This window comes from Microcystis sp. (assembly GCF_048564745.1).
GTDB lineage: Bacteria > Cyanobacteriota > Cyanobacteriia > Cyanobacteriales > Microcystaceae > Microcystis > Microcystis ichthyoblabe_A.
The window spans coordinates 1-22,923 of the sequence record NZ_JBLZRT010000173.1; the positions used below are offsets into that span (position 1 = coordinate 1).

Below are 22,923 nucleotides of genomic sequence, written 5' to 3' on the forward strand. Positions count from 1 at the left end.
TCTCCATTTTTTTGCTTACCTCCACCTTGATTCCTTCTTTCAAAACTATACCTATCAATCGTTTCCCCTTTTTTTAAGTTTCTTCTCTTTTTGTTAAGAAAGATCCGACTAATGGATAGATCAAGGGGGGCAGGGGGGATCAAAGACAAAATCTATCTTCAATTTAATTGAAACCACTTACTTAGGGTTACAGTTAAATTATTCCGGGTCTCGGAGGCCTAGTCACTAATCAACTTAGACAAAGGACAAGAGAGCCATTCCAGATAAGTATTACTCAATTCTTTCACAGCCAATTCATAGAACCTCTGACCGTGTTCGGGAGTGGCTAAAGCAGGATTGGAACCCATACGACCATCGGGGTAGTTTTGGCGAAAATTAGCCGCACCGTAAATACCATGACCAGAAGCCACTTTTTCGGATAAAAAGGCATTTTTAAGGCTCTCAGGGTAAAGATACTGAGTTAACGCCACTTCGCTCGGTGTAGCGTGGGAACCCTCCTGATCTCCATACAATTCTTTGGCTAAAAGATAAACTTCTCGCACCATAAACCAATTGGCCACTTGACATTTAACCTCGTTTGTGTTAGGTAAATTGAGGGAATCCAAATGATAATAGGTTTCCGAAAAAGCGGCTTTTAGGGTAGCAATATTGCCCCCGTGACCATTAATAAAGAAAAATTGACGAAAACCGGCTCTAGCTAAACAAGTCACATAGTCGAGGATGACTTGAATCAAAGTGCTAGGACGAAGACTAATTGTACCGGGGAAAGCCGTGTGATGTAGGGCCATACCGACATTTAAGGTCGGTGCTACCATTGCTCGTACCTGTGTCCCTACTCCTTTAGCGATCGCCTCAGCACATAGAGCATCTGTACCAATAAGTCCCGTCGGCCCGTGTTGTTCCGTGGAACCAATAGGAATAATAATTCCCTGAGATTGTTCTAGATAGGATTCCACCTCTAACCAGGTGGATAACTGTAATAACATTCGGCTCTACCCCCCCGAGTGCAGGTTGACCAATTGAGATAAAATTAGGACGAATAATCAATTATTTTTATGTTAACCCTTGACACCCCCCCCTTGTCGGCGAGTACGAATTTCGTTCCCAATCATCGAATTTTAATCGTTGAAGATGAAGAAGTGATTCGGGATATGATTATTTTGGCTTTGGAAGAAGAAGGTTACGAGGCTCTCGGTGTTAGTGATGGTCGCGCTGCCCTAGAATTACTGCAAAGTCAAGAATCTAGTAATCACGGTGAGTCTCGTTTTGATTTGGTCGTTTTGGATTTAATGTTACCCCAAATCAACGGTCTTGATATCTGCCGTCTGTTGCGCTATCACGGCAATATTATCCCGATTTTAATCTTAAGTGCTAAGGCCAGCGAAACCGATCGAGTTTTGGGTTTAGAAGTGGGTGCCGATGATTATCTGACTAAACCCTTTAGTATGCGCGAATTAGTCGCTCGTTGTCGCGCTCTCATTCGTCGTCAAGGATTTACTTCCCTAGCTGCTGCTCCCGTGCGAAAATTCCGCGATGTTTTTCTCTATACCCAGGAATGTCGGGTGACGGTGCGAGATGAAGAAATTAACCTTTCTCCTAAAGAATTCCGTCTCCTCGACCTATTTATGAGTTATCCGCGCCGAGTTTGGTCAAGAGAGCAGTTAATTGAACAAATTTGGGGACCAGATTTTTTAGGAGATACCAAAACCGTCGATGTTCACATTCGCTGGTTACGCGAAAAACTAGAAATCGATCCCAGTCAACCAGAATACCTGATTACTGTACGCGGTTTCGGTTATCGTTTTGGCTAGGTGAGCGATTATATTTTCCCGATTAGCGATCGCCGCTCGCGCAGACAATGACTATTTTCGCTTTTATTTTCGGAGTAGTTTTAGGTTTGAGTATTTGTTACTGGCAAGTCTCACGCTTAAATAGAGAGTTAAAGCGAAATCTAAGCGCTCTCTCGGATTCGGTGGATTTGTCGGCCTCTTTTCCCGTTACCTCCCTAGTGCGTCGAGAATTACAGTTTCTCTCCCAAAGTCTGCAAGAGCGAGAAAAAAGCTTAGAAATTCAGAAATCCTTGCTAGAACTAGCGCCGATCGCCTATCTTCATATAGATGCCGATAATCAACTACTCTGGTGCAATCAACAGGCAATTACCCTCTTAAAACTCGATCGCTGGCAGCCAGATCAGGTACGTCTGCTGCTGGAATTAGTGCGCTCCTACGAATTAGATCAATTAATTCAAGAAACTCGCCAAAAACAGAGTCCACAGGTGCAAACTTGGACTTTTTACCCGACTAATTATCCTGTCACCCCTATTAGCGATCGCCAAGTGATTGCTCCTAAATCGATTGCCTTGAAGGGTTACGGTTATCCCTTGCCAGAAGGTGAAATCGCTGTATTTATCGAAAATAGACAGCCTTTAGTGGAATTATCGCAAAATCGCGAGCGAGCTTTTTCTGACTTAACCCACGAGTTACGCACTCCCTTAACCTCCATTTCTCTCCTTACCGAAGCTTTACAAAAACGCCTCCAAGCTCCCGAAAGACGCTGGTTAGAACAAATGGGGAAAGAAGTGGAGCGTTTGAGTCAATTAGTCTGCGATTGGCTAGAAATCAGTGAATTACAAGCGGATGCGGGGCGATCTTTACAATACCAGATGATTAATCTAGAGGACTTAATCACCGCTGCTTGGCAGACTGTCACCCCAATAGCCGCCCAAAAACAGATTAGCTTAGATTATTCCTCTCCGGTGGATTGGACGGTAGAAGTTGATCGTTCTCGTCTGCTGCAGGTTTTCCTGAATCTCTTTGATAATGCCATTAAGTATAGTCCCGATCAGGGGAAAATTCGCCTAGAAATTCGAGAAATATCCGATACTATCGGGGAAAAATGGCTGAAAATTGACGTTATCGACAACGGGAAGGGATTTAATGAAGCGGATCTACCCTACGTTTTTGATCGCCTCTTTCGTGGTGATCCTTCCCGCACCCGTCAAAAACAAGGCACAAAGGATTACAGTACCGGTTTAGGTTTATCGATTGCCAAAGAAATTATTCAAGCCCATGGCGGTTCGATCGTCGCTCAAAATGATCCTAACACCGGGGGCGCTCGCCTACAAGTCACTCTCCCCCATCAAAAAAAGGAGGTGGGGTGATGGGTGTGGGGTGTGGGGAGAAAAAAAATCTGTCAAGTTCTCTAGACAACTGTGCAAAATCTAAAATTTTCTTGTTATGACTGTAGAGAAAGAGTAGTTTTATGTTAAGCGAATCTGACCGTGAGCCTATCCAAAGAAACCAATCATCGCGATCGCACCTATTTCGCTCGTTCTCTCCAGCGATTGGAACAGGATGTGCTGAGAATGGGAACCTTGGTCGAAGAATCCTTTCGTCTTAGCCATCAATCCCTCTTTGCTAGGGATTTGGAAATGGCGAAAAAAATCGCCCCCCTCGATAAGGAAATCGATCGCTACTATCGTCAAATCGAGTTAGATTGTGCCACTCTCATGACTCTACAGGCTCCCGTAGCCCAAGATTTGCGGCTTTTAAGTGCTTTTATGCAATTAGTGCGCGATTTGGAACGTATCGGCGATTATGCCAAGGATTTAGCCGAAATAGCGCTCAAGTTATTCGCCTATACTCCCCACGATTGTATGAGTGAGATCGAGGCTATGTCCCACCATGCTCAGTATATGTTAGCCACGAGTCTGGTTGCTCTGGCTGACCTCGATCAAGAAGCAGGTCCAAAGGTCAAAGAACTAGATAATACAGTCGATCGAGCCTATGACTATCTCTATCACACTCTCGCCCATCAAAGAGATATTAAGGGTGTGGTGGAACCGATCCTGCTGATGGCTTTACTAATCCGTCATCTGGAACGCATGGCCGATCACGCCACCAATATCGCCCAAAGGGTATCCTACATCGTTACTGGACAGAGAGGCTGAGGGTGTGGGGTCCTGAGTTGATTTCTCTCGAACTCTGGCCCGCGCTTTTAGCGTTTACGACTCAGGGGGTTAAAAATTTCACTTAACCCCTCTCCCAAGAGGGATAAACCCACCACCATCGTGGTCATTGCTAATCCGGGGAATAAAGTGGTCCACCAGATGCCTGTAGATAAATCCGCCAAAGCTTCCTTGAGATCATGACCCCATTCCGGCACTTCTTCTGGTAATCCTAAGCCTAAAAAGCCTAAACCGCCTAAAACCAAGATCGCATCCGCCGCGTTGAGGGTAAAAAGAACTGGGACACTCTGGACGACATTAAAGAAAAGATATTTTGATAGTATCCGGCCTGGACTAGCACCGATCGCTCGTGCCGCTTCGATAAATAACTCATTTTTAACGCTGGCGGTTTGATTTCTGACCACGCGAAAATATTGGGGAATATAGGCAATACTAACAGCGATGGCTACATTGACGATACCACGACCCAAAACGAAGGCCAGAGCCACCGATAATAATAACCCCGGCAAGGTGTAGAGGGTATCCATGAGAAAGAGGAGAACGCGATCGATCTTACCCCCCAAATAACCGCTAATTAGTCCTAAAGGAACCCCGATGACTAAAGATAATCCTGTGGCCAAAAATACCACGGACAAGGCCGCTCGCGCCCCGAATAGGGTGCGGGAAAAGACATCATAACCGCGCACATTCGTCCCGAACCAATGGGCAAAACTGGGGGCTTGTAGGGGATAATTGCTTAAAATGTCGGTTGGATCCTGAATCAGTCCGAACGCTTGCAGAAGGGGCGAAAACAGGGCAATCAGGATAAAAATAATTGTCAATACCAACCCAACCCCTAGTAGTTTAGTGGTTAGGTTGGTTTTCAGAAAAGGATCGATCGGCAATTTAACAGGAGTCATCGACAAAATTTAGCCATTGCATAGAACGCTAATTGTAGAAGACAAGGCTAACCTGAGACAAGAGCAGTGTTTTTTTCAGACAGCTGGGGCCGAAACGACCATAAACCAGAGCAAGACTGCTAAAGCTAAAACAGTTAGTTTAATGAGGATATAAAGCAGTCCGTTGGGATAAAGGAGATCGTGAAACATATTGCCTCCTTGGGAGAGTAGCGATTGTCCCTCTCTATCTTTGATCCTAAGTCTTTTTCTGTTCACTTGACGCACAACTTAACAAAACGTGCGATTATAGGGAAAAAGATTTTTTTACTAGCTATGGCACTACTGACCACAGGAAAACCATTTATTCGCGATCTGGAACAATACGGTGCTTTAGGTGTTTACGCACCCTTAGAAGGGGGTTACGAGGGACGCTATCAAAGACGTTTGCGGGCCACTGGTTACAATGTCCTGCATATCACCGCTAGAGGTCTAGGGGATTTAAGTGCCTATCTTACCGGCATTCATGGAGTCCGTCCCCCCCATTTAGGTAAAAAAAATATTGGTCGGGAAGCAGCCGTGGGACCGGTTTATTTTATTCCTCCCATTGCTACCTATCAATTGGAAAATTTACCCCCCAAATCTAAAGGTTTAGTGATTTGGATTATTGAAAGTTTTGTTTTGTCCTCGGAAGAAAAACAATACTTAATTAATCTTAGTCAACAGGAACCTCGGTTAAAATTTGTCCTCGAATTGGGTGGGGAAAGATATTTCCGTTGGCAACCTTTGAGCAAATCTTTAATCGCTGCCTAGAATTATCGAAATAACAGGGTTATTGAAATATCTCTGCCTCAAACCCTCTCCCCAGAGAGGGAAACTTCATTTATTGAGAGTTTGTTGTTCATCCCTCACCTTTTGGTAGCTATTCATTTAATTTTCTTAATTTTGCCAGTTGACCTAGGTGAATTTGCCATAACATGGGATATGGTTGCCGCAAAAACCTAGGAGTTAGATCGTGACAGTAAGAGTTCGTATTGCCCCCAGTCCCACGGGAAATTTACACATTGGAACCGCACGCACAGCCGTGTTTAACTGGCTTTTTGCCCGTCATCACCGGGGGAAATTTATCTTGCGCGTGGAAGATACAGATTTAGAACGTTCTCGACCAGAATATACGGAAAATATTCAAGCGGGCCTACAATGGTTAGGACTGAATTGGGATGAAGGTCCTTTTTTTCAAACTCAACGCCTTAATTATTATCGTCAAGCCATTCAAACCCTGCTCGATCGAGGTTTAGCCTATCGTTGTTATTGTACCCCGGAAGAATTGGAAAAAATGCGGGAAGAACAAAAAGCCCGCAATCTTGCCCCCCGTTACGATAATCGTCATCGTTATCTCACCCCCGAACAACAAGCGCAATTCGAGCAAGCGGGAAGAAAAGCAGTAATTCGTTTTATTATTGATGACGATCAAGAAATTATTTGGCAGGATTTAATCCGAGAAAAAGTTATCTGGAAAGGTAGTGATTTAGGTGGCGATATGGTGATCGCTCGTACCCCAGAAAATGGGGAGGAAAACTTCGGTCAGCCTCTCTATAATTTAGCGGTAGTTGTTGATGATATCGATATGGAAATTACCCATGTTATTCGTGGGGAAGATCACATCGCTAATACGGCTAAACAAATTCTTTTATACGAAGCTTTAGGGGCAAAAGTGCCGGAGTTTGCCCACACTCCTTTAATCTTAAATCAGGAGGGTCGTAAGTTATCTAAACGGGATGGAGTCACTTCGATCGATGATTTCAGAAAACTGGGTTTTTTGCCGCAAGCTTTGGTTAATTACATGACTCTCCTCGGTTGGACTCCTCCCGATTCCACTGAAGAAATTTTTACCCTTGAAGCGGCCGCTGAAGTGTTTAGTTTAGAACGGGTAAATAAAGCGGGGGCAAAATTTGACTGGACGAAATTGGATTGGATTAATAGTCAATATCTCCATCGTTTAACTGGTGAGGAATTAGTGCCTTTACTTCTCCCCTACTGGCAAGAAGCGGGGTATAATTTTGATGCTGAAACCGATCGAGCTTGGTTGATCGGTTTGGCTACTCTCATCGGTCCGAGTTTAACTCGTTTAAGCGATGCTGTCGCCGAAAGTCGCTTACTTTTAAACCCTCTGGCTAATTATAATCAGGAGGCTTTGAGTCAATTACAATTAGAGGGAGTTAAGGATATTATCAAGGATATTCTCGCCGCTATTACTCCCGCTTTGACTGGAGAAGTTGCTAAGGGTATTGTGGAGACAACAACTAAAGCCCATCGGGTTAAAAAAGGTCTGGTGATGAAGTCTCTACGCGCTGCTTTGATGGGGGAGTTACACGGTCCGGATTTAATGCAGTCTTGGCTACTTCTCAATCAAAAAGGTTGGGATCTATCCCGTCTTCAGCAAGCAGTAAATAGTTAAATTGATCGGCTATCAGTTATCAGAAAATTTCTCGTATATTAGGGTTGACAAATGCCCTAATATTGCTATATACTTTCTAGTATAATGGGAATCCGTGTCGCCCTGCATACCCTGCTCGTGATCGATTACTGAGGGGATGGGGGCGAATTTTTCGTTTTTTTCCCCTAGCTGTCAGGGACGATCTAGAAACTTTCTTAATTTTCAGGCATTATCCACAACTTTTACCTAAATATAGATTTGTTAATCTCCTGACAAAAAGCTATGGGTGAAAAAAAACGCATTGGAATTCTCACCAGTGGTGGCGACTGTGCGGGTTTAAATGCCGCCATTCGTGCCGTTGTCCACCATGCCAGTGGCAATTATGGCTGGGAAGTGGTGGGTATTCGAGAAGCAACTAACGGATTAGTTAGCCGTCCCCCAAAAACCACTATCTTTGATATTGAAGGAGTCGATCGCCTGTTGGTGATGGGAGGAACAATTCTCGGTACTACCAATAAGGGGGATCCCTTTGCTTTCCCGATGCCGGATGGAACCCTGATCGATCGCTCTCAGGACATCATCGACGGCTATCATAGTCTGGGACTGGATGCCCTGATCGGCATCGGTGGCGATGGTAGTCTGGCGATTTTGCGCCGTATTGCCCAACAGGGAGGCATTAATCTGATCGGTATCCCCAAAACCATCGATAATGATGTGGGAGCTACAGAAGTCTCCATCGGCTTCGATACAGCTACTAATATCGCCACAGAAGCCCTCGATCGCCTCCATTTTACCGCCGCTAGTCATAACCGGGTGATGATTCTAGAAGTTATGGGTAGAGATGCCGGCCATATCGCTCTGGCTGCCGGCATTGCGGGGGGAGCCCATATCATTCTCATTCCCGAAATTCCCTACCGATTAGAGAAAATCTGCGAGAAGATCCGGCAACGGCAGCGTCTGGATAAACAGTTTTCTCTGATCATTGTCTCCGAGGCTGTGCGTACCGAAACTGGCAATCGCCTAGTGCAAAAGGAAGCCCTAGGAGAAGATCGTCTCGGGGGTATCGGTCGCTATTTAGCCGAAGAAGTTGCCAGGGAAACCGGGGCCGAAACGAGAGTGACTTTCCTGGGCCACATTCAACGGGGGGGCATTCCTTCTCCGATGGATCGCCTACTGGGGGCGGCTTTTGGCGTGGCGGCCGTGGATCTGATCGCCAGGAGGGAATTCGATCGCATGGTGGCCTGGCAAAATCGGCAAGTGGTCAGTGTTCCCATTGAGGAGGCGATTAAAACCTATCGCGTCGTCGATCCCGAAGAAACTTTAGTCAAAACCGCCAGGGGTTTGGGTATTTGTCTAGGGGATTGAGATTAAATCTAGGGGAATCGGTGCGAGAATTAATCCTTAAGTATCGCCCTTTCCCCACTGATTAAAATTACCAATCAAATAAAGAAGTTATTTCACCATTAAGATAACTGCTGTAATTAACTCCCTTTATGGCATAAAATGACAATATTTATTAAATTTTACCCTATCGATCCAAAAAATCTTTTTCTACCACAGGAAACTACTAAAGCTTTGTAAAGCAACGCTCGCTTGAGCTTGAGTCGGAAAAAATAAAAAAGGAATGACTAGAGTAGAAACGGCGGCTAAGTTTTTGAGCATTCTAACTTCTCTTTTTTGCTAAATATTTTAAGTGCGATCGCCCTATAGCACCCAAGTAAAGCAACAACCCAACCCAGTACAGAAGGCAGATAGCAAAACTATACACATTTACACTTAAATAACTGTATTAAAAGCTACAATTTAATAAATCTTTACATTTCTCTCCCTCATGGCTGACGCTAGTATCTGCGCTACTTCCTTGTCAGCATCAGGATTTTCAGCGATTTTGGGATTTTCAGAATTATTGGATGACGATGTAAAATAATACACCACCAATGCCGGGCGATATGGAATCACTACACTCCGAAGGAAATGCGATCGCTAAAATATTGAAATGTTTCCTTAAACTGATTATTATATGAAAGAGATTGTTTTCTATTGTACCCAGTCAGGAGCCAGCCCCGTTGAAGATTTTTTAAATTCTCTGTCTGGAAAACAAGCTCAAAAAGTTGGGTGTTACGCTTAATTCAGGAGTTAGATTCTGTGCCGAGTCAATACCTGAAAAAATTAGTAAATACTGATGATATTTGGGAAGTGAGGGTTCAGATTGGCAATAATATATTCCGTCTGCTGGGCTTTTTTGGAGAAAGTGATTTAATGATTTTAACAAACGGAATTTGCCAAAAAGACTCAAAAAACACCATCCTAAGAGATTTATTTGGCAGAGCAACGAAAACGAGACTACTTAAACAGGAGATTCGACGATGAGTGATGTGGAACAATATATTAACAGGAGAAAACAAACTGACAGTCAATTTTCCCAAGGCTTCGAGTCTGGTTATCTCAGTTTCAAGCTGGGAGTTATATTAGCGCAGGCAAGAGAAGAAACTGGACTGACCCAGGAAGAATTAGCGCGTAAGTTAAATTGGGATAAAGCAACAGTTTTCAACCTAGAAGAGAATGTGGAATCTGTCGGTATTTCTACTTTCTGGGAAGGTCGATTAATTGCCAAGCTAATTTAGCGGCTCCCACCATCCCGGCGCGATTACCCAACTCGGCCGTTAACACCTCTAATCCTTCTCTGGAACTAGGTAAAACCCGTCTTTCGATTTCTGTGAGGAGAGAGGGAAAGAAAAACTTAGCACTGGCGCTAATACCGCCGCCGATAATTACCGCCTCTGGGGTGAGAACATAGAGTAAACTGGCGATACCAGCCCCCAGTAAACAACCGTAACCCTGCCAGAATTCTAAAGCCTCTCGATCGCCTTTTTCGGCCAATTCCGCCAATTGCTTCGGTTCTTTGCCGGTCATCCGGCGAATAGCTTGCAGGGAGGCGTATTGTTCCAAGGAACCCTGATTACCGCTATTGCACAATGGACCGTCAAAATTGAGGGTTATTAAGCCTAATTCTGCGGCTGTTCCCTTACTGCCCACAAATAAGTTACCATCGAGGATAATTGCCCCTCCTACTCCCGTCCCCAAAGTTAACAGGATCAAGTTTTGAAAGCGTTTGCCCGCTCCTAACCAAGCTTCTCCCAAACCGGCACAATTGGCATCATTGGCTAAAATTGTCGGCATTCCCGTGCTTTCTTCTAACCAATCGGCCAAGGGAATATCCCGCCATCCTGCCAAATTAATCGCTATTTTGGCAATTCTTCCCTGAGCATCCGCCGGCCCCGGCGTTCCCACACCGATGGCTTGACAACTTTTATCTAAATTTACTTGACAAATGCCTTGATGTATGGTATGGGCGACTTCTTTGGGTGTAGCGGGTTGGGGAGTGGGCAAGGTGAGAGATTCGAGACAATTGCCCTCTTGGTCAAATTTACCAATTTTAATCGCAGTTCCACCTAAATCGACACCTATTACTGTTTTCACCATCGGGCTTTCCTTGTTACTCTGGGAATAGCTAGGTTTATTATCACTCTTTTTGGCGGTTTTTTCGCGGTTAGATGTGATCGAGAGGATAATTCGGCTAAACCGGCAAGACTAGCTGATTGATTAGCCCAAATTTCTCCTATACTTTGGACACCGGCAGCTTAACTCCTGATTTTTCCCCATTTTTAAGTAGGTAGGCGTTAAAAATTATCCGATGCCCCCCTTATTAAGGGGGGATTAAGGGGGGATCGAAGCTAAAATCCATTTTTAATTTAATTATAACCAGCTACTTAAAATGATGAATATTACCATCCCAAATCTCTACGATAGCGATTATCAGCTTTGGTTAGAAAATACTATCAACCAATTGCGTCAAGGGGATTTTCAAGCGGTAGATTGGCCGAATTTATTAGAGGAGTTAGCGGATTTGGGAAAAAGTGAACGACGAGCATTAGAAAGTTTATTAACTCGACTTTTAGAACATTTACTGAAGTTAACTTACTGGCAATCCCAACGAGATTATAATCAAGCTGGATGGAAAAAAGAAATTCGCAATTTTCGGATTCAGATCAAAAAAATTCTCAAAGATAGTCCCAGTTTAAAGTCCTATTTAAGGGAAATTTTGCCGGAATGTTATCTCGATGCTTGCAATCTGCTTATTGACGAAACCGAATTAGATGCCAGCATTTTCCCTCTGGAAGTGTTAGCTAGTCTCGAGGAGATTCTCGATCAAAATTGGCTGCCGGATTGGGAAGCTATCAGCAGTAATTCTGAAAAGTGCAATTAAGGAGTAAAAAATGATGAATATTACCATTTCAAATCTCTACGATAGCGATTATCAACTTTGGTTGGAAAACACTATCAATCAATTGCGTCGGGGGGATTTTCAAGCGGTAGATTGGCAGAATTTATTAGAGGAGTTGGCAGATTTGGGGAAAAGTGAACGACGAGCATTAGAAAGTTTATTAACTCGACTTTTAGAACATTTACTGAAGTTAACTTACTGGCAATCCCAACGGGATTATAATCAAGCTGGATGGAAAGGGGAAATTAGAACCTTTCGGAAACAAATCAAGAAATTACTGAGAGATAGTCCCAGTCTCAAACCCTATTTATCCGAGATACTTGAGGAATGTTACAGCGATGCTCGGGAGATAATTATTGATATAACCCAATTAGATGCCAGTATTTTCCCGGGGGAAGCATTAGCTAGTCTAGAGGAGATTCTCGACGAAAATTGGCTGCCGGATTGGGAAGCTATAAACAGCGATAAATCTTCTGAGGTGAACTAAAGATTAGCTTCACCTACCCGGTTTACAGACATTATAGTCCTCGTGAGAGATCACCGCCTCTGGGACGAGGAGATTGCCGTAGTCGCGACAGATGAGGCGATAATTGCGGGTAACGGGGATACTGATAATAAAGCGATCGTGTCGCAATCGTTTACCGTGGAAATCTCGATAATTGCGGTGATCTTGCAATCCTTGCAGGATTTCCCTAGCTTTAAGTACCACATTTTTCGGTAATTCCCGCAGATCGATCGGATCCTGGGAAAAAGTGGCTTCCCAAGCATTTTTTTGACGTTTTCTTTCTTCCCAAGCGGCATCTAGTTGAGCGCAATGATGGCAGACTTGGCCATAACCCTTGTGACCACAGGGAAACTTCTTCTTTCTTCTGGACATAATACCATCTGTCTGTAAGGCTGTGAGAGACTATTCAAGAGCGGTAAAGCTTGCTTCACTTTTGGCAGATGGAGAAGAAAGTCTTTACCTAGTGATTATCTATACTTACCAGCATACAGGGATCGATACCTCGTTTGGTCATTGACCAGCAAGAAAGTTGATCTTGGTTAGTTAGGGCCTGCTGTCACCAACAGGATTAAGGCTGCTTAGAATAATTCCCATTCTTGGGTTCTTAAACGTTTGAGAATGGCCAAACGGCTACTAAAATAATTGGCGCAGAGACGACTATAATCGGTTAAACGCAGATTATTTAAGCTAATTGACCAAGACCAAATATAGGCCGCTTGGGTGAGATACTGAAGACAAGATAATTCGCCATCGGTTAAAGGTACTGTTTGATCGTAGCCTTGGATAAAAGCATGGCGAACCTGGCGATTTAAGCCGGATTGTAGGGAAACTTGCAGAAATTTAGCGATATCAAAAACTCGCCAACCATAACCGCACTGATCAAAATCAAATAGGGTCATCTGATTATCAGGGGTGATATGCACATTACCACTATGAGGATCGCCCCAACAAATGCTCCAATAGGGAGATTCTGTCGGTAATTTAGCGGTTTCTTCCTCTATTTCCCCAATGGTTTCTAAAACACAGTCTAGGTCGCTCGGTCGTTGGTGCAGAAAAGGTGCGATAATTTGCAGGGAATCGTCGAGAAGATATTTGAGGTTGAGGGGATGACGATAGGCTAGGGTTTGAAAATCTGCTGTCACCCGATGTAAATTAGCCACGATCGCCCCTAAATGATAGGCTTGTTCTATATCTATATCCCCAATAGCAATTCCTCCAGGGGCATAGGGAAAGAGGACGGCGTAACGTTTCCCTTCCGGGGCATTAATTTCTACGGATAAATCACCGTTTTTGCTGCGAATTGGGGCGGCGACGGGAACCTGAGAGCGATCGAGATAATCTAATAATTCTAACTCGAAGTCGATTTCCATTTTGCTGCGCCAATGGCAGTGAGATACGCGCAAAATGTAGGGAGTTGTCAGGGTTTCGAGGAGATACACATCACTTAAACCCCGATGCCAAAATTGACAATTTTTCGGTACATCAATCTCGTAACGAGAAAAAATCAAATCTGCTAGGGCAGCAGGAGCCAGAGTCGAGTAGAGTGTGGGAAAAGTCCATTCCCGGGTCTGAAAATTAGTAGCGGGAGAACTAGAAGGCAGTAAATTGAGCGAAGCCAGAAAAGTCGTCACGGTTCCCTCCCGATGCAAGTATGGACAACGCTCGCATCATCCTATTTTATAGGCCACATATATTACAAATTGGTTCGATCGCTCCGTATATTTCGCTACATTCCTCTGTTAATCAGTCTTTAAGTAGTCAGGCAAAATTAATTACCGACCACAGAGGGCTGAAAGCCTTGCTAGACAAGGATCGCTATGGGTAAATAATTTTACCCAGATACTTGATATCCCCTACTGCCCGCTCTCGACGATTATTTTAAATGCCTAAAAGTTGAGCCTGAAAAAATATTGCTTATCTTGATTCTTCCTGACTGAGATGACGTAGTTTATCTCGAAAATAGCCAAAACTGGGCGATCGATTAATATCCACATTCATCTGAGGAGAAATATTTTCTGCCCAGACTGTTTTCTCTTGACCCACAGAAGCTCCACCTAACTTAGATAATTGTTTCGCTCCACCTTTATATACAGCATCTGCCAGTTTTTCCCAAGTACCACAGATACTATCATTAATATAGGAATCCAAGATAGCACTTTTGGCCTGGGGATAAGCAATTTTTATGGCATTAATATCACCTAAATACCAAGCTTCTCCTTCTTCAATAGCAATACAAAAGTAAATTTGGGATTGGATAGCAGATTTTTCCAGACAATTGCTTAATTCCTGTCGAAATTCTCGAAAACATCGATTATCCAGATCGCAAACCACAATCAGCACAGCAGCATAATTATCAGGGTAACTAGAAAAAGTTTTATCATATCCTTGAATCAGTTTAGGTAGTCGCTCAAGAAGAATCCGTTTACTAGGATCGGAAACAGACTGTAAGTCTCTGGGAATATGACCACTGCCTTTATAGGAATGAACCCTAAATGTATGACCTGCATTCATGTCAATAATCTTAGGAATTAGAATATCAAGTGCTTTTTTTCCCGACAAATCCTCGACCAAAATTTCAAAGTGCATGACCTTATCTCTCATCTAAGTAATCACTATACCAAAGACTACCAAGGGGCAATCCTTCTGAGACGAGATTCTTAATTAAAGGATTGTCACTAGCCCGTTTAATCCGAGAAAAACCATCATCACCCTTTTCCAGAATCCAAACTTCTTCTGGCTGGAGAGCATCAACAAAATAAGGTTGATGAGTGGTGATAAAAATTTGAGAACGTCCTCTCTGTCCTGTGGCGTGTTTTCTAAATTCTTGAGCCAAGGTTTCTAATAGTTTATGGTATAAGCCGTTTTCTGGCTCTTCAATACAGATAAATGGCGGTGGAGAAGGGTCTTCTAACAGTAAGAGATAGGCGAATACTTTTAAAGTACCATCGGACATTTGCTGTACATAAAATGGGTCTTGGAATCCCCGATCATTAAATTTTAATAGTAGTCGATTATCGGGACTTTTTTCGGTGCTAATTTTTTCTATACCCGGTATCTTACGAGAAATACTATTAAGTATATTCTGAAATTTCTTGGAATGCTCTCTTTCCATAAACTGCACCACATTACCGAGATTATCTCCATGGATATTGAGATGTTTCTGGGGTCCTGCTAGGGGCAAACTTCTGGCCGCATCGGGAGTAAAATAGCTGAGATACCATCCCTCAATAAATCTCCGAAATAGGGAAATTCTCGGATGCTGTTTGAGAGAACCTAACGTAGCAATTCCTAGTTTCCGCTTATCATTCAGTTCCACTAACTCCCCCCCATCCTCATCAGCTTCTCGTTGAATTTTTTCTATTAACTTAAGTAAATCAAAATGGTCTTGACCTTCTTCTACTTGTTTCCCTTCTTCTTCTCCTTTCCAGACGATTCCTTTCCCTTCATCGAGGATTAAAAATGAAAAAGGCCATCCGGTCTTTTGACCTTTTCTTCTCTGTCTGAGTCTTTCTTTTTTTACATAAGGTCTATTATCGGTATCTAGATCAATAGCTAATTCATAGGTAATTGGTCGGGAATTGTAATCTTCTTTATAGTAAATCTGAAATTCAATGCTTCCTTCCTGACCCTGGGAACGAAGACGCTCAAAGCCGCCCCGACCCCGCGCATCACAAGCTTCTTCTACTCCTCCTTTAAGACAATCAGATAAAAAACCGAACGCATCAAAAAGTGTGCTTTTTCCCACACCATTTTTGCCGATAACGGCCGTCATCGGTGTCAGAGAATCTCGATTTTGAGTGTTCCATAACTTGCCCAGGGTTATATCCTTGAGCGCTCGATAATTTTTAATCCTCAATCCCTCAATTCCGGCCATTATTTAGTCCCGTTTCTCATTACTAAAGTAATTTGAGCAATTTCTTGATAGATTGATTCTAGACCAGTTATCAATTACTGACCCGATTCGATCGCTCCTTCGGCCTCATGGACAATTGCCCTCAATCGATCTAAAGTTTTCTGGTCCACCTGCGTCCATAATCCCCGTTGTTGAGCCTCTAATAATCTTTCGGCCATATCTCGCAATGCCCAGGGGTTTTTCTCCTGAATAAATTGTTGTACCTTGTGGTCAAATAAATAAGCTTCGGCTACTCCCTGATAGATAAAATCCTCCACCAGATGAGTAGTGGCAGAGTAGGCAAAAATATAATCTACGGTCGCAGCCATCTCGAAAGCACCTTTATAGCCGTGTCGCATCACTCCCGCTATCCATTTGGGATTAACCACTCGCGAGCGGTAAACCCGGCGAATTTCTTCCTCTAGGGTTCTGATGCGGGGATTTTCCGGGCGGGAATGATCACCAAAATAGGTGACGGGATTTTTGCCGGTTAATGCCCGGACACTGGCAGTTAAGCCGCCTTGAAATTGATAGTAGTCATCGGAGTCGAAAATATCGTGTTCCCGATTGTCCTGATTGTGCAGCACTATCTCTAATTCTTGCAGTCTATTTCTCAATACTTCCGGTAAAGAATGGGCAGTTCCTTGGCTATCATAGGCATAACAACTCCAGTTAATATAAGCATTAGCTAAGTCTTGATCATTTTGCCAGTTTTGTGACTCGATTAACCCCTGTAAACCGGCCCCGTAAGCACCCGGTTTGCAGCCAAAGATTCTGGCAGTAGCTCTCAGTTTCGCCTCTTTTTCTCCTAAGCCCTGACTTAGCCAAAACTCCCTCTCTGTCTTCACTTTCGCCGCTAAAGGATTAATTTTTTCCTCTTCCTCTTGACAAGCTACCGCATTTATGCCAGAATTAAGAAGATGTAGTATGCTGGGGAAACTGTCCCTAAAAAAGCCCGATACCCGAACAGTCACATCAATACGAGGACGGCCTAAGCTAGACGGGGTAAGGATTTCAAACCCGACTACCCGACGGAAAAAACCATCCCAAAGGGGACGAATTCCCAGTAAAGCCATGGCTTCGGCCACATCTTCGCCACTATTTCTCATCGTCGAAGTTCCCCAGATAGAAATCGCCAAAGTGCGGGGATACTCGCCATTTTCTTGGGTATAACGTTCAATTAGTGCCTCTGCGGCCTTTCTTCCCACTTCCCACGCGGTTTCTGTGGGGATTGCGCGGGTATCGACGGAATAGAAATTTCTGCCGGTGGGGAGAACATCAGGACGGCCGCGGGTAGGAGCGCCAGAAGCACCACTGGGGACGTATTCGCCAGCGAGACCTTTTAAGAGATAGGTAAGTTCATCGGGGGTTTGTTTTAAAGCAGGAATTAACTGATTTTCTAGCCAAACCAATTCTTTTGCCGTATTTTCGCCTACAGGTTCAATTTTCCGGCTAATTAAATCCTGAGCGAGACTTTCCAGATAAGTAGTAGTATCGTTATATTCCGTCAGGGGGTCGCAGTCGAGATGGAGGTCAAGGGCGATCGAACGGGTTAAACCGGGGCGGTCGGGACTGGGAGAACGGGCGATCGATTGGATTAAATCAATTAACTGCTGACCCTGGGGACATTGACCGAAGATATGTAAACCGTCGCGGATTTGTGCTTCCTTGAGTTCACAGAGATAACCATCCACGACGGTGAGAAATTGACCAAAGGAGGCGCTAATCGTGCCTAGCTCTCGATCGAGATTAGTTTTCGCCACCAGGTCGTTAATCCGCTCGCGAATCAGAACTAAACGAGAAGGATCAAGAGATTCTGCCTGATAATATTCATCGATGAGAGACTCTAACTTTTCCCAATCCCCATACAATTCCGCTCGCGTCATTGGGGGGGTGAGATGGTCGATGATAACAGCTTGGGAACGTCTTTTAGCGTTGGAACCTTCTCCGGGGTCATTGACAATAAACGGATAAAAATTCGGCAGCGACGAGAAAGCAATTTCGGGATAACAATTGGGAGAAAGAGCGAGACTCTTCCCGGGTAGCCATTCTAAATTGCCGTGTTTACCGAGATTAATCACAGCAGTGACTTGGAATTCCTGTCGTAACCAATGGTAAAAAGCGAGATAGCTGTGGGTAGGTTCGAGGTCGGGGGAATGATAATTAAGAGTCGGGTCAAGGTCGTAACCGCGAGAAGGTTGAATACCGATAAAGACATTACCTAACTGGATGCCGGGGATAGGGAAATCCCTGTCTGGATGTCCCCAACGGTCAAGCATAGCGCTTTGATTATCGGGGGGAAGGGAGGAGAAATAATCTAGATATGCTTCTAGGGAGAGAGATTGATAGATAGGTTTTAATTCCCTTGTTTCCAGGTCATTAGTGATACCGGAAATAAGCAATCGCATTAATTCATCGCTATGGTCGGGGAGGTCGGTGAGGGTATAACCTTGGGTTTGTAATGCGCGAAGAATTTCCAGACCACTAGCGGGAGTATCTAAACCAACTCCGTTAGCGATACGACCATCCTTATTCGGATAGTTGGGGAAAATGAGAGCAATTTTTTTCTGGGAGTTGGGAAGGGAGGAGAGTTGACAATAGTTTGCGGTTAAATCAGCGACAAAATCAACCCGGTGGGGGAGGGGTTGATAGATAACTATTTCCGTTTCTAGTTTGGGATGTCGGGTGAGGACAGATTTAAAGGAAATAGCGCGAGTGATAATTTTGCCATCCATTTCCGGTAAAGCGATATTCATGGCCACATCCCGGGGGGAAAGACCTTGATAACCCTGTTGATAAGCTTCTAAACTGCTGCTGCTGAGGATAACTTGGAAGATGGGTTTATTGAGAGACTGCCAGAAGTGATGATTTTGTTTGTCTTCCGGTCGCTGGATAGAGAAGCTAGTGGTATCGAGAATTAGGTCTGGGGGATGGTGGGAAAAGAGGGTTAATAGTTCCTCTTGCACTTCGATTTCCCGGAGAGAGGAGAGAAAGATAGGGACAGTTTCAATGTTTCTTTGGGTGAAAGCGCTGATTAAAGCATCGATAGCTTTGGTATTACCTGCGAGATAATGGGAACGATAGAAAAGTATCCAAGTCCGTGCTTGGGGTTGGGATAGGGTTGTCTGGGAATAGATTCCCAACCTAGGGACAACCCCAGGAGGAGAGGGAGGATAGTCGAGATGGAGACAGGTATGCGCGATAAATTTAGCAGCATTAATCCAGTTATCTATCCCTGCTTCCGTGAAATAGCACCATAACTGGTTAACAGTAGTCAGGGAAGCAGTGGAATGACTCATCAACTCTAAATCCGGTTTATCCTCTCCTGGGAGGACAAATAAAGTCGCACCAGTTTCCTCGACAATTTCCTTAACTACTTCCAACCCGTAGGACCAACTCCCCCGTCCCCCCAATAAGCGAAGAATAATCACTCTTGCTTGGGATAGTACCTTGTCCCCATAGTTATCGATACTGTATTGCTGCTGTAACTGCGATAAATTCAGGGCGCGAATTGCGGGAAAATTATCCGGTAGATGGTCGATAGCTGCCGCTAGAGTTTGAATATCGGTATCGGCCATGGTGAGGAGAACAATCGGGGCCGGATTTTGGTCAATAATAATCACCCCTTCGGTATCTGCTGTCCAACCACCCGCTTGGGGAGCAATTCGGTGCATAAGTTTTGAGAGTCAGGTTAAATAATGATTAGGTTTTGAGAATTAGGGTCTCGATCGAGGGATCATTCTTAGGTAGATAGAGATGATTATATCTGTCTGCGGCAATTTAAAGAATAGGGAATAGGTGTTAGGGGATAGGGGATAGGGATTAAGAAAAATCTTCACTAAAACCCCAACCCCAGTCCCCTTACTGATGACTGGGAAGTGGGAAGTGGGAAGTGGGGAAGTGGGGAAGTGGGGGAAGTGGGGGAAGTGGGGAAGTGGGGGAATTTCAACTAAAACCCCAAAACCCTAAAACCCCAACACCCTAAAACACCAACACCCTAAAACCCTAAAACCCCAACACCCCACCACTCTATCTCCTGCCTCCTGCCTTCTGCCTTCTGCCTTCTGATAACTGATAACTGATGACTGATGACTGATAACTGATAACTGATAACTGATAACTGATAAATGAATGCTTCTCCCGCTTATGTTTGCTGTCAAGTGTTGTCATCTACTCACCTCCAACAAATTCGTTCTTGGTGGGGACAGTTGGCAATACAGGTGACAGCGCCGAGGATTAGTCTCAGTGAAAGAGAGCTGCCCCTAAAGACGGGGGAAATCTATCAACTCTTGCTTTCCACTGACCTACAAGCTTTATTGTTAGCCAGTCCCCAAGCACATAACTTTGAGTACGAAGTCCGCATTAGTTTTGAAGCGAACACGATTAAAAATTTTCTGCAAGGACTGTCCGTCAAGTCTCTCCACAACCCAAAAATTCAGCAGGGTTATCAAATTTTAAATCTGCCTCTATCCAATAATGTCAGCAGTTTTCAAAATAAAATTTTAGTCAAAATTCTCTCGATAATTTCTTCTCCGTCTGCTGAGGGGGGTTGTCCCCGCATCTTCTCTGTATGTCAACCGGTGGAAGCTGCCCTATCCCAACAAATCGAACAGGAAAGATTATTAAACCAAGTCATCACCCAAATGCGTCAGAGTCTGGAGTTACCGGTGATTCTGGAAACCGTAGTCAGGGAAGCGCGAGAGTTTCTGCAAGTGGACCGATTGTTAATTTATCAATTTTTCCCCGGTATCGGTGAGGGAAAGGGAAAAATAACTTCCGAGTCGCGCATTTCTGACCAGATAAATTCGGTGTTAAATTTAACCCCCGAAGACGATTGTTTTTCCTATATTCCCCAATACAAGGAAAAGTATCGTCAAGGATTAATTCTGGCCGTGGATGATGTGGATGTTAACTATTCTTCTTCCTTCTGTTTGTCCGAATTTTTGCGACAACACCAAGTGCGATCAAAATTAATCGCCCCGATTGTGGTACAAGAAGAATTATGGGGTTTATTAATTGCCCATCAATGTGGAGAAAAACGCCGATGGTTGCCAGAAGAAAAGAAATTTTTAGGTCAGATTGGTGAACATCTCGCCATCGCTATCTATCAAGCGCAATTATATTCTCAAGTACAGGAGCAAAAAGATATTTTTGAACGCCGGGTAATAGAAAGAACCCAAGAATTACAAGATACTTTAATGGCCGCAGAAGCCGCTAACCTCTGCAAAAGTGAATTTTTAAATAATATTAGTCATGAGTTATTAACTCCCCTAACTTGTATTATCGGTTTGTCCAGTACCCTGCAAAAATGCTCGGCAGCCAATAATTTTTTACCCCCCGACAAACAAAAAAACTATCTAAAAGTTATTCAGGATAACGGCAATAAACTATTAGAATTAATCAATGACTTGCTTAATTTCTCGCAAGTTTCGGCAGGAAAAGCCGTTTTAGATATTAAACAATTTTCGCTAAAATACCTCTGTAATCACGTTTTAGAAATTATCAAAACAGAGGCAGAAATTAAAGAAATTAATCTAATTTTAGAGATGAAAATCACCGAAAAAGAGCATTATTTTTACGCCGATTATGATCGAGTTCAGCAGATACTTTTGTATTTGTTAAAAAATGCCCTGAAATTTACCCCCGAACAGGGTGCTGTCACCCTGAGACTGTGGAAAGAAGGCAGTCAGGTCATTTTTCAGGTAGAGGACACGGGCATCGGCATTCCTGCTCAAAAAATACCGCTTCTGTTTGAAAAATTTACCCAATTGGATGGCTCTCGTAAACGTCGTTATGGTGGTGTGGGATTAGGATTGGCTTTAACTAAACAATTAGTGGAACTCCATCGCGGCACGATCGAGGTAGAATCTTGCTTAGATAAAGGTTCCATCTTTACCGTCCGTTTACCTCAACAAAAGCCCCCTAAATCTCAACCCCAACCCTCGGATCATAATCCCCATTTTAATCACCACCATCCCACTATAGTTTTAATTGAAAGTGACGAAGAAATCGCCAATCTTATTTGTGAGTTATTGATGGTGGCACATTATCAAGTTATTTGGTTAATCGATAGTGTCTCCGCTATCAAAAAAATTGAGATCGTGCAGCCAAGTATTATAATTGTCGATCAAAAAATGCCCGATATATATCATCTCTGTCATCTCTTAAAAAAATCCAGCCAAACTCAAGCCAGTAAAGTGCTAATCTTGAATGATACCCCCGAAATCAGCGTTAATTTCCTCGGTCGTCATGGCATTGATGACTATCTGCTCAAACCGATTCAACCCTCCCTATTGTTGGAAAAAATCCGCTATCTAACCGCTTTATAAGTGGGGTTTGCGGCAAAAAGTTTTTCGGTGCGGGTAGGGGTGTGGGGTGTGGGGTGTGGGCTTCGGCCGTGAGCTCAGCCGAACGGGTGTGGGGTGTGGGGTGTGGGGAGAAACAATTCATAACTTGAGAGTTAATCACACTATTAAAAAGGGATTTGGTATCATTTTTGTCAATCTACTAATTTGGGATTTTTCAGGGGAAACTTTCTCCTAAAATTGGGTGTGTTACTTTAGACCTCTTGCATAAATCCGAAAACAAACGATAGAAACAATAATGGGAGGGACTTTCAGTTAATTATTTATTAGTAGTTGATAATCTTCAAAAATGTTGCTGTACAAGGATCGACTTAAGACTTTTGCAAGAGGTCTTTTCAGTTTTATCACTCAATCCAAGCTTTTGGGGGGTTCTACCCCCCAAACCCCCCGCGCATTAGGTTAACTGTGAGATGCTTAGACGCGATTGTTCATATTTTTTTACCAATTTCAGAGTCACTAGATCTCTTGCATAAGTCTAGACAAAATAGGATAAAATAGTCCAAGAGTTAAGATTGAAAGATGACTTACGAACAAGTAAAAACTTTAAAGCCAACAGAGTTCAAACGCTTGTGTGGCGTGTATCCAGATACATTTAAG

General features: G+C 43.7%; 19 protein-coding genes. 11 read left to right on the plus strand and 8 right to left on the minus strand.

Features of this window, described 5'->3' with window-relative positions; translation table 11 throughout:
* Positions 1 to 218: 218 nt before the first annotated feature.
* The gene (locus tag ACOCD9_RS18635) at positions 219 to 986 is read right to left on the minus strand and encodes a creatininase family protein (protein ID WP_419548151.1); all 768 of its coding nucleotides are present in this window, start codon (positions 984 to 986) and stop codon (positions 219 to 221) included.
* Positions 987 to 1,055: 69 nt separating this feature from the next.
* Here ACOCD9_RS18635 and ACOCD9_RS18640 point away from each other — a divergent pair, with 69 nt between their 5' ends.
* The 3 genes from ACOCD9_RS18640 to phoU all read left to right on the plus strand — a co-directional run bounded on the left by ACOCD9_RS18640 (position 1,056) and on the right by phoU (position 3,949).
* A complete protein-coding gene (locus ACOCD9_RS18640) occupies positions 1,056 to 1,811 on the plus strand; it encodes a response regulator transcription factor (RefSeq protein ID WP_287702460.1) in 756 nt (251 codons plus the stop codon).
* A 47-nt stretch (positions 1,812 to 1,858) separates the two neighbouring features.
* Positions 1,859 to 3,160, plus strand: coding sequence for a sensor histidine kinase (locus ACOCD9_RS18645; protein ID WP_287702462.1), 1,302 nt, complete (start codon positions 1,859 to 1,861; stop codon positions 3,158 to 3,160).
* 120 nt (positions 3,161 to 3,280) lie between these two features.
* Positions 3,281 to 3,949, plus strand: coding sequence for a phosphate signaling complex protein PhoU (phoU, locus tag ACOCD9_RS18650; protein WP_004162161.1), 669 nt, complete (start codon positions 3,281 to 3,283; stop codon positions 3,947 to 3,949).
* A 47-nt stretch (positions 3,950 to 3,996) separates the two neighbouring features.
* Here phoU and ACOCD9_RS18655 read toward each other — a convergent pair whose 3' ends face one another.
* On the minus strand, positions 3,997 to 4,866 hold the full coding sequence (locus tag ACOCD9_RS18655) for an ABC transporter permease (RefSeq protein ID WP_419548152.1): 870 nt from the start codon (positions 4,864 to 4,866) through the stop codon (positions 3,997 to 3,999).
* A 312-nt stretch (positions 4,867 to 5,178) separates the two neighbouring features.
* On the opposite strand from ACOCD9_RS18655, the gene ACOCD9_RS18660 reads away from it, so the two are divergent.
* From ACOCD9_RS18660 to ACOCD9_RS18680, 5 genes are all read left to right on the plus strand, one after another.
* The gene (locus tag ACOCD9_RS18660) at positions 5,179 to 5,655 is read left to right on the plus strand and encodes an NAD(P)H-quinone oxidoreductase subunit N (RefSeq protein ID WP_002747620.1); all 477 of its coding nucleotides are present in this window, start codon (positions 5,179 to 5,181) and stop codon (positions 5,653 to 5,655) included.
* 202 nt (positions 5,656 to 5,857) lie between these two features.
* Positions 5,858 to 7,300 (plus strand): glutamate--tRNA ligase, encoded by a 1,443-nt coding sequence (gene gltX, locus ACOCD9_RS18665; protein ID WP_419548153.1) that lies wholly within the window; start codon positions 5,858 to 5,860, stop codon positions 7,298 to 7,300.
* Positions 7,301 to 7,561: 261 nt separating this feature from the next.
* Complete coding sequence (locus ACOCD9_RS18670) at positions 7,562 to 8,644, plus strand: ATP-dependent 6-phosphofructokinase (protein WP_287702469.1); 1,083 nt, start codon at positions 7,562 to 7,564, stop codon at positions 8,642 to 8,644.
* A 780-nt stretch (positions 8,645 to 9,424) separates the two neighbouring features.
* Positions 9,425 to 9,649, plus strand: coding sequence for a type II toxin-antitoxin system RelE/ParE family toxin (locus tag ACOCD9_RS18675; protein WP_287702471.1), 225 nt, complete (start codon positions 9,425 to 9,427; stop codon positions 9,647 to 9,649).
* Complete coding sequence (locus tag ACOCD9_RS18680; protein ID WP_287702473.1) at positions 9,646 to 9,903, plus strand: helix-turn-helix domain-containing protein; 258 nt, start codon at positions 9,646 to 9,648, stop codon at positions 9,901 to 9,903. The genes ACOCD9_RS18675 and ACOCD9_RS18680 overlap by 4 nt, the downstream gene beginning before the upstream one ends.
* Here ACOCD9_RS18680 and ACOCD9_RS18685 read toward each other — a convergent pair.
* Positions 9,863 to 10,762 (minus strand): ROK family protein, encoded by a 900-nt coding sequence (locus tag ACOCD9_RS18685; protein WP_287702475.1) that lies wholly within the window; start codon positions 10,760 to 10,762, stop codon positions 9,863 to 9,865. The two genes, ACOCD9_RS18680 and ACOCD9_RS18685, sit on opposite strands and share 41 nt — an antisense overlap.
* 295 nt (positions 10,763 to 11,057) lie before the next feature.
* Between ACOCD9_RS18685 and ACOCD9_RS18690 the strand changes: the two genes are divergently transcribed.
* Both ACOCD9_RS18690 and ACOCD9_RS18695 read left to right on the plus strand, forming a co-directional pair.
* The gene (locus ACOCD9_RS18690; protein WP_419548154.1) at positions 11,058 to 11,546 is read left to right on the plus strand and encodes a DUF29 domain-containing protein; all 489 of its coding nucleotides are present in this window, start codon (positions 11,058 to 11,060) and stop codon (positions 11,544 to 11,546) included.
* A 10-nt stretch (positions 11,547 to 11,556) separates the two neighbouring features.
* Positions 11,557 to 12,051: a DUF29 domain-containing protein gene (locus ACOCD9_RS18695; protein WP_419548155.1), complete on the plus strand. Its 495-nt coding sequence runs from the start codon at positions 11,557 to 11,559 to the stop codon at positions 12,049 to 12,051.
* A 9-nt stretch (positions 12,052 to 12,060) separates the two neighbouring features.
* Here ACOCD9_RS18695 and ACOCD9_RS18700 read toward each other — a convergent pair whose 3' ends face one another.
* The 5 genes from ACOCD9_RS18700 to cobN form a co-directional block, all read right to left on the minus strand.
* Positions 12,061 to 12,441 carry a DUF7682 family zinc-binding protein gene (locus ACOCD9_RS18700; RefSeq protein ID WP_043998006.1) on the minus strand — a complete coding sequence of 127 codons (381 nt, stop codon included), beginning with the start codon at positions 12,439 to 12,441 and terminating at the stop codon, positions 12,061 to 12,063.
* 206 nt (positions 12,442 to 12,647) lie between these two features.
* Positions 12,648 to 13,700, minus strand: coding sequence for a phosphotransferase enzyme family protein (locus tag ACOCD9_RS18705; RefSeq protein WP_287702481.1), 1,053 nt, complete (start codon positions 13,698 to 13,700; stop codon positions 12,648 to 12,650).
* Positions 13,701 to 13,983: 283 nt separating this feature from the next.
* Positions 13,984 to 14,655: a DUF4276 family protein gene (locus ACOCD9_RS18710; RefSeq protein ID WP_287702483.1), complete on the minus strand. Its 672-nt coding sequence runs from the start codon at positions 14,653 to 14,655 to the stop codon at positions 13,984 to 13,986.
* Positions 14,656 to 14,659: 4 nt separating this feature from the next.
* Positions 14,660 to 15,943: an AAA family ATPase gene (locus ACOCD9_RS18715; protein ID WP_419548156.1), complete on the minus strand. Its 1,284-nt coding sequence runs from the start codon at positions 15,941 to 15,943 to the stop codon at positions 14,660 to 14,662.
* A gap of 74 nt (positions 15,944 to 16,017) precedes the next feature.
* Positions 16,018 to 19,635 carry a cobaltochelatase subunit CobN gene (gene cobN / locus ACOCD9_RS18720; protein WP_419548157.1) on the minus strand — a complete coding sequence of 1,206 codons (3,618 nt, stop codon included), beginning with the start codon at positions 19,633 to 19,635 and terminating at the stop codon, positions 16,018 to 16,020.
* 453 nt (positions 19,636 to 20,088) lie between these two features.
* Between cobN and ACOCD9_RS18725 the strand changes: the two genes are divergently transcribed.
* Complete coding sequence (locus tag ACOCD9_RS18725; protein ID WP_287702489.1) at positions 20,089 to 22,290, plus strand: ATP-binding protein; 2,202 nt, start codon at positions 20,089 to 20,091, stop codon at positions 22,288 to 22,290.
* The last annotated feature ends 633 nt before the right edge of the window (positions 22,291 to 22,923 follow it).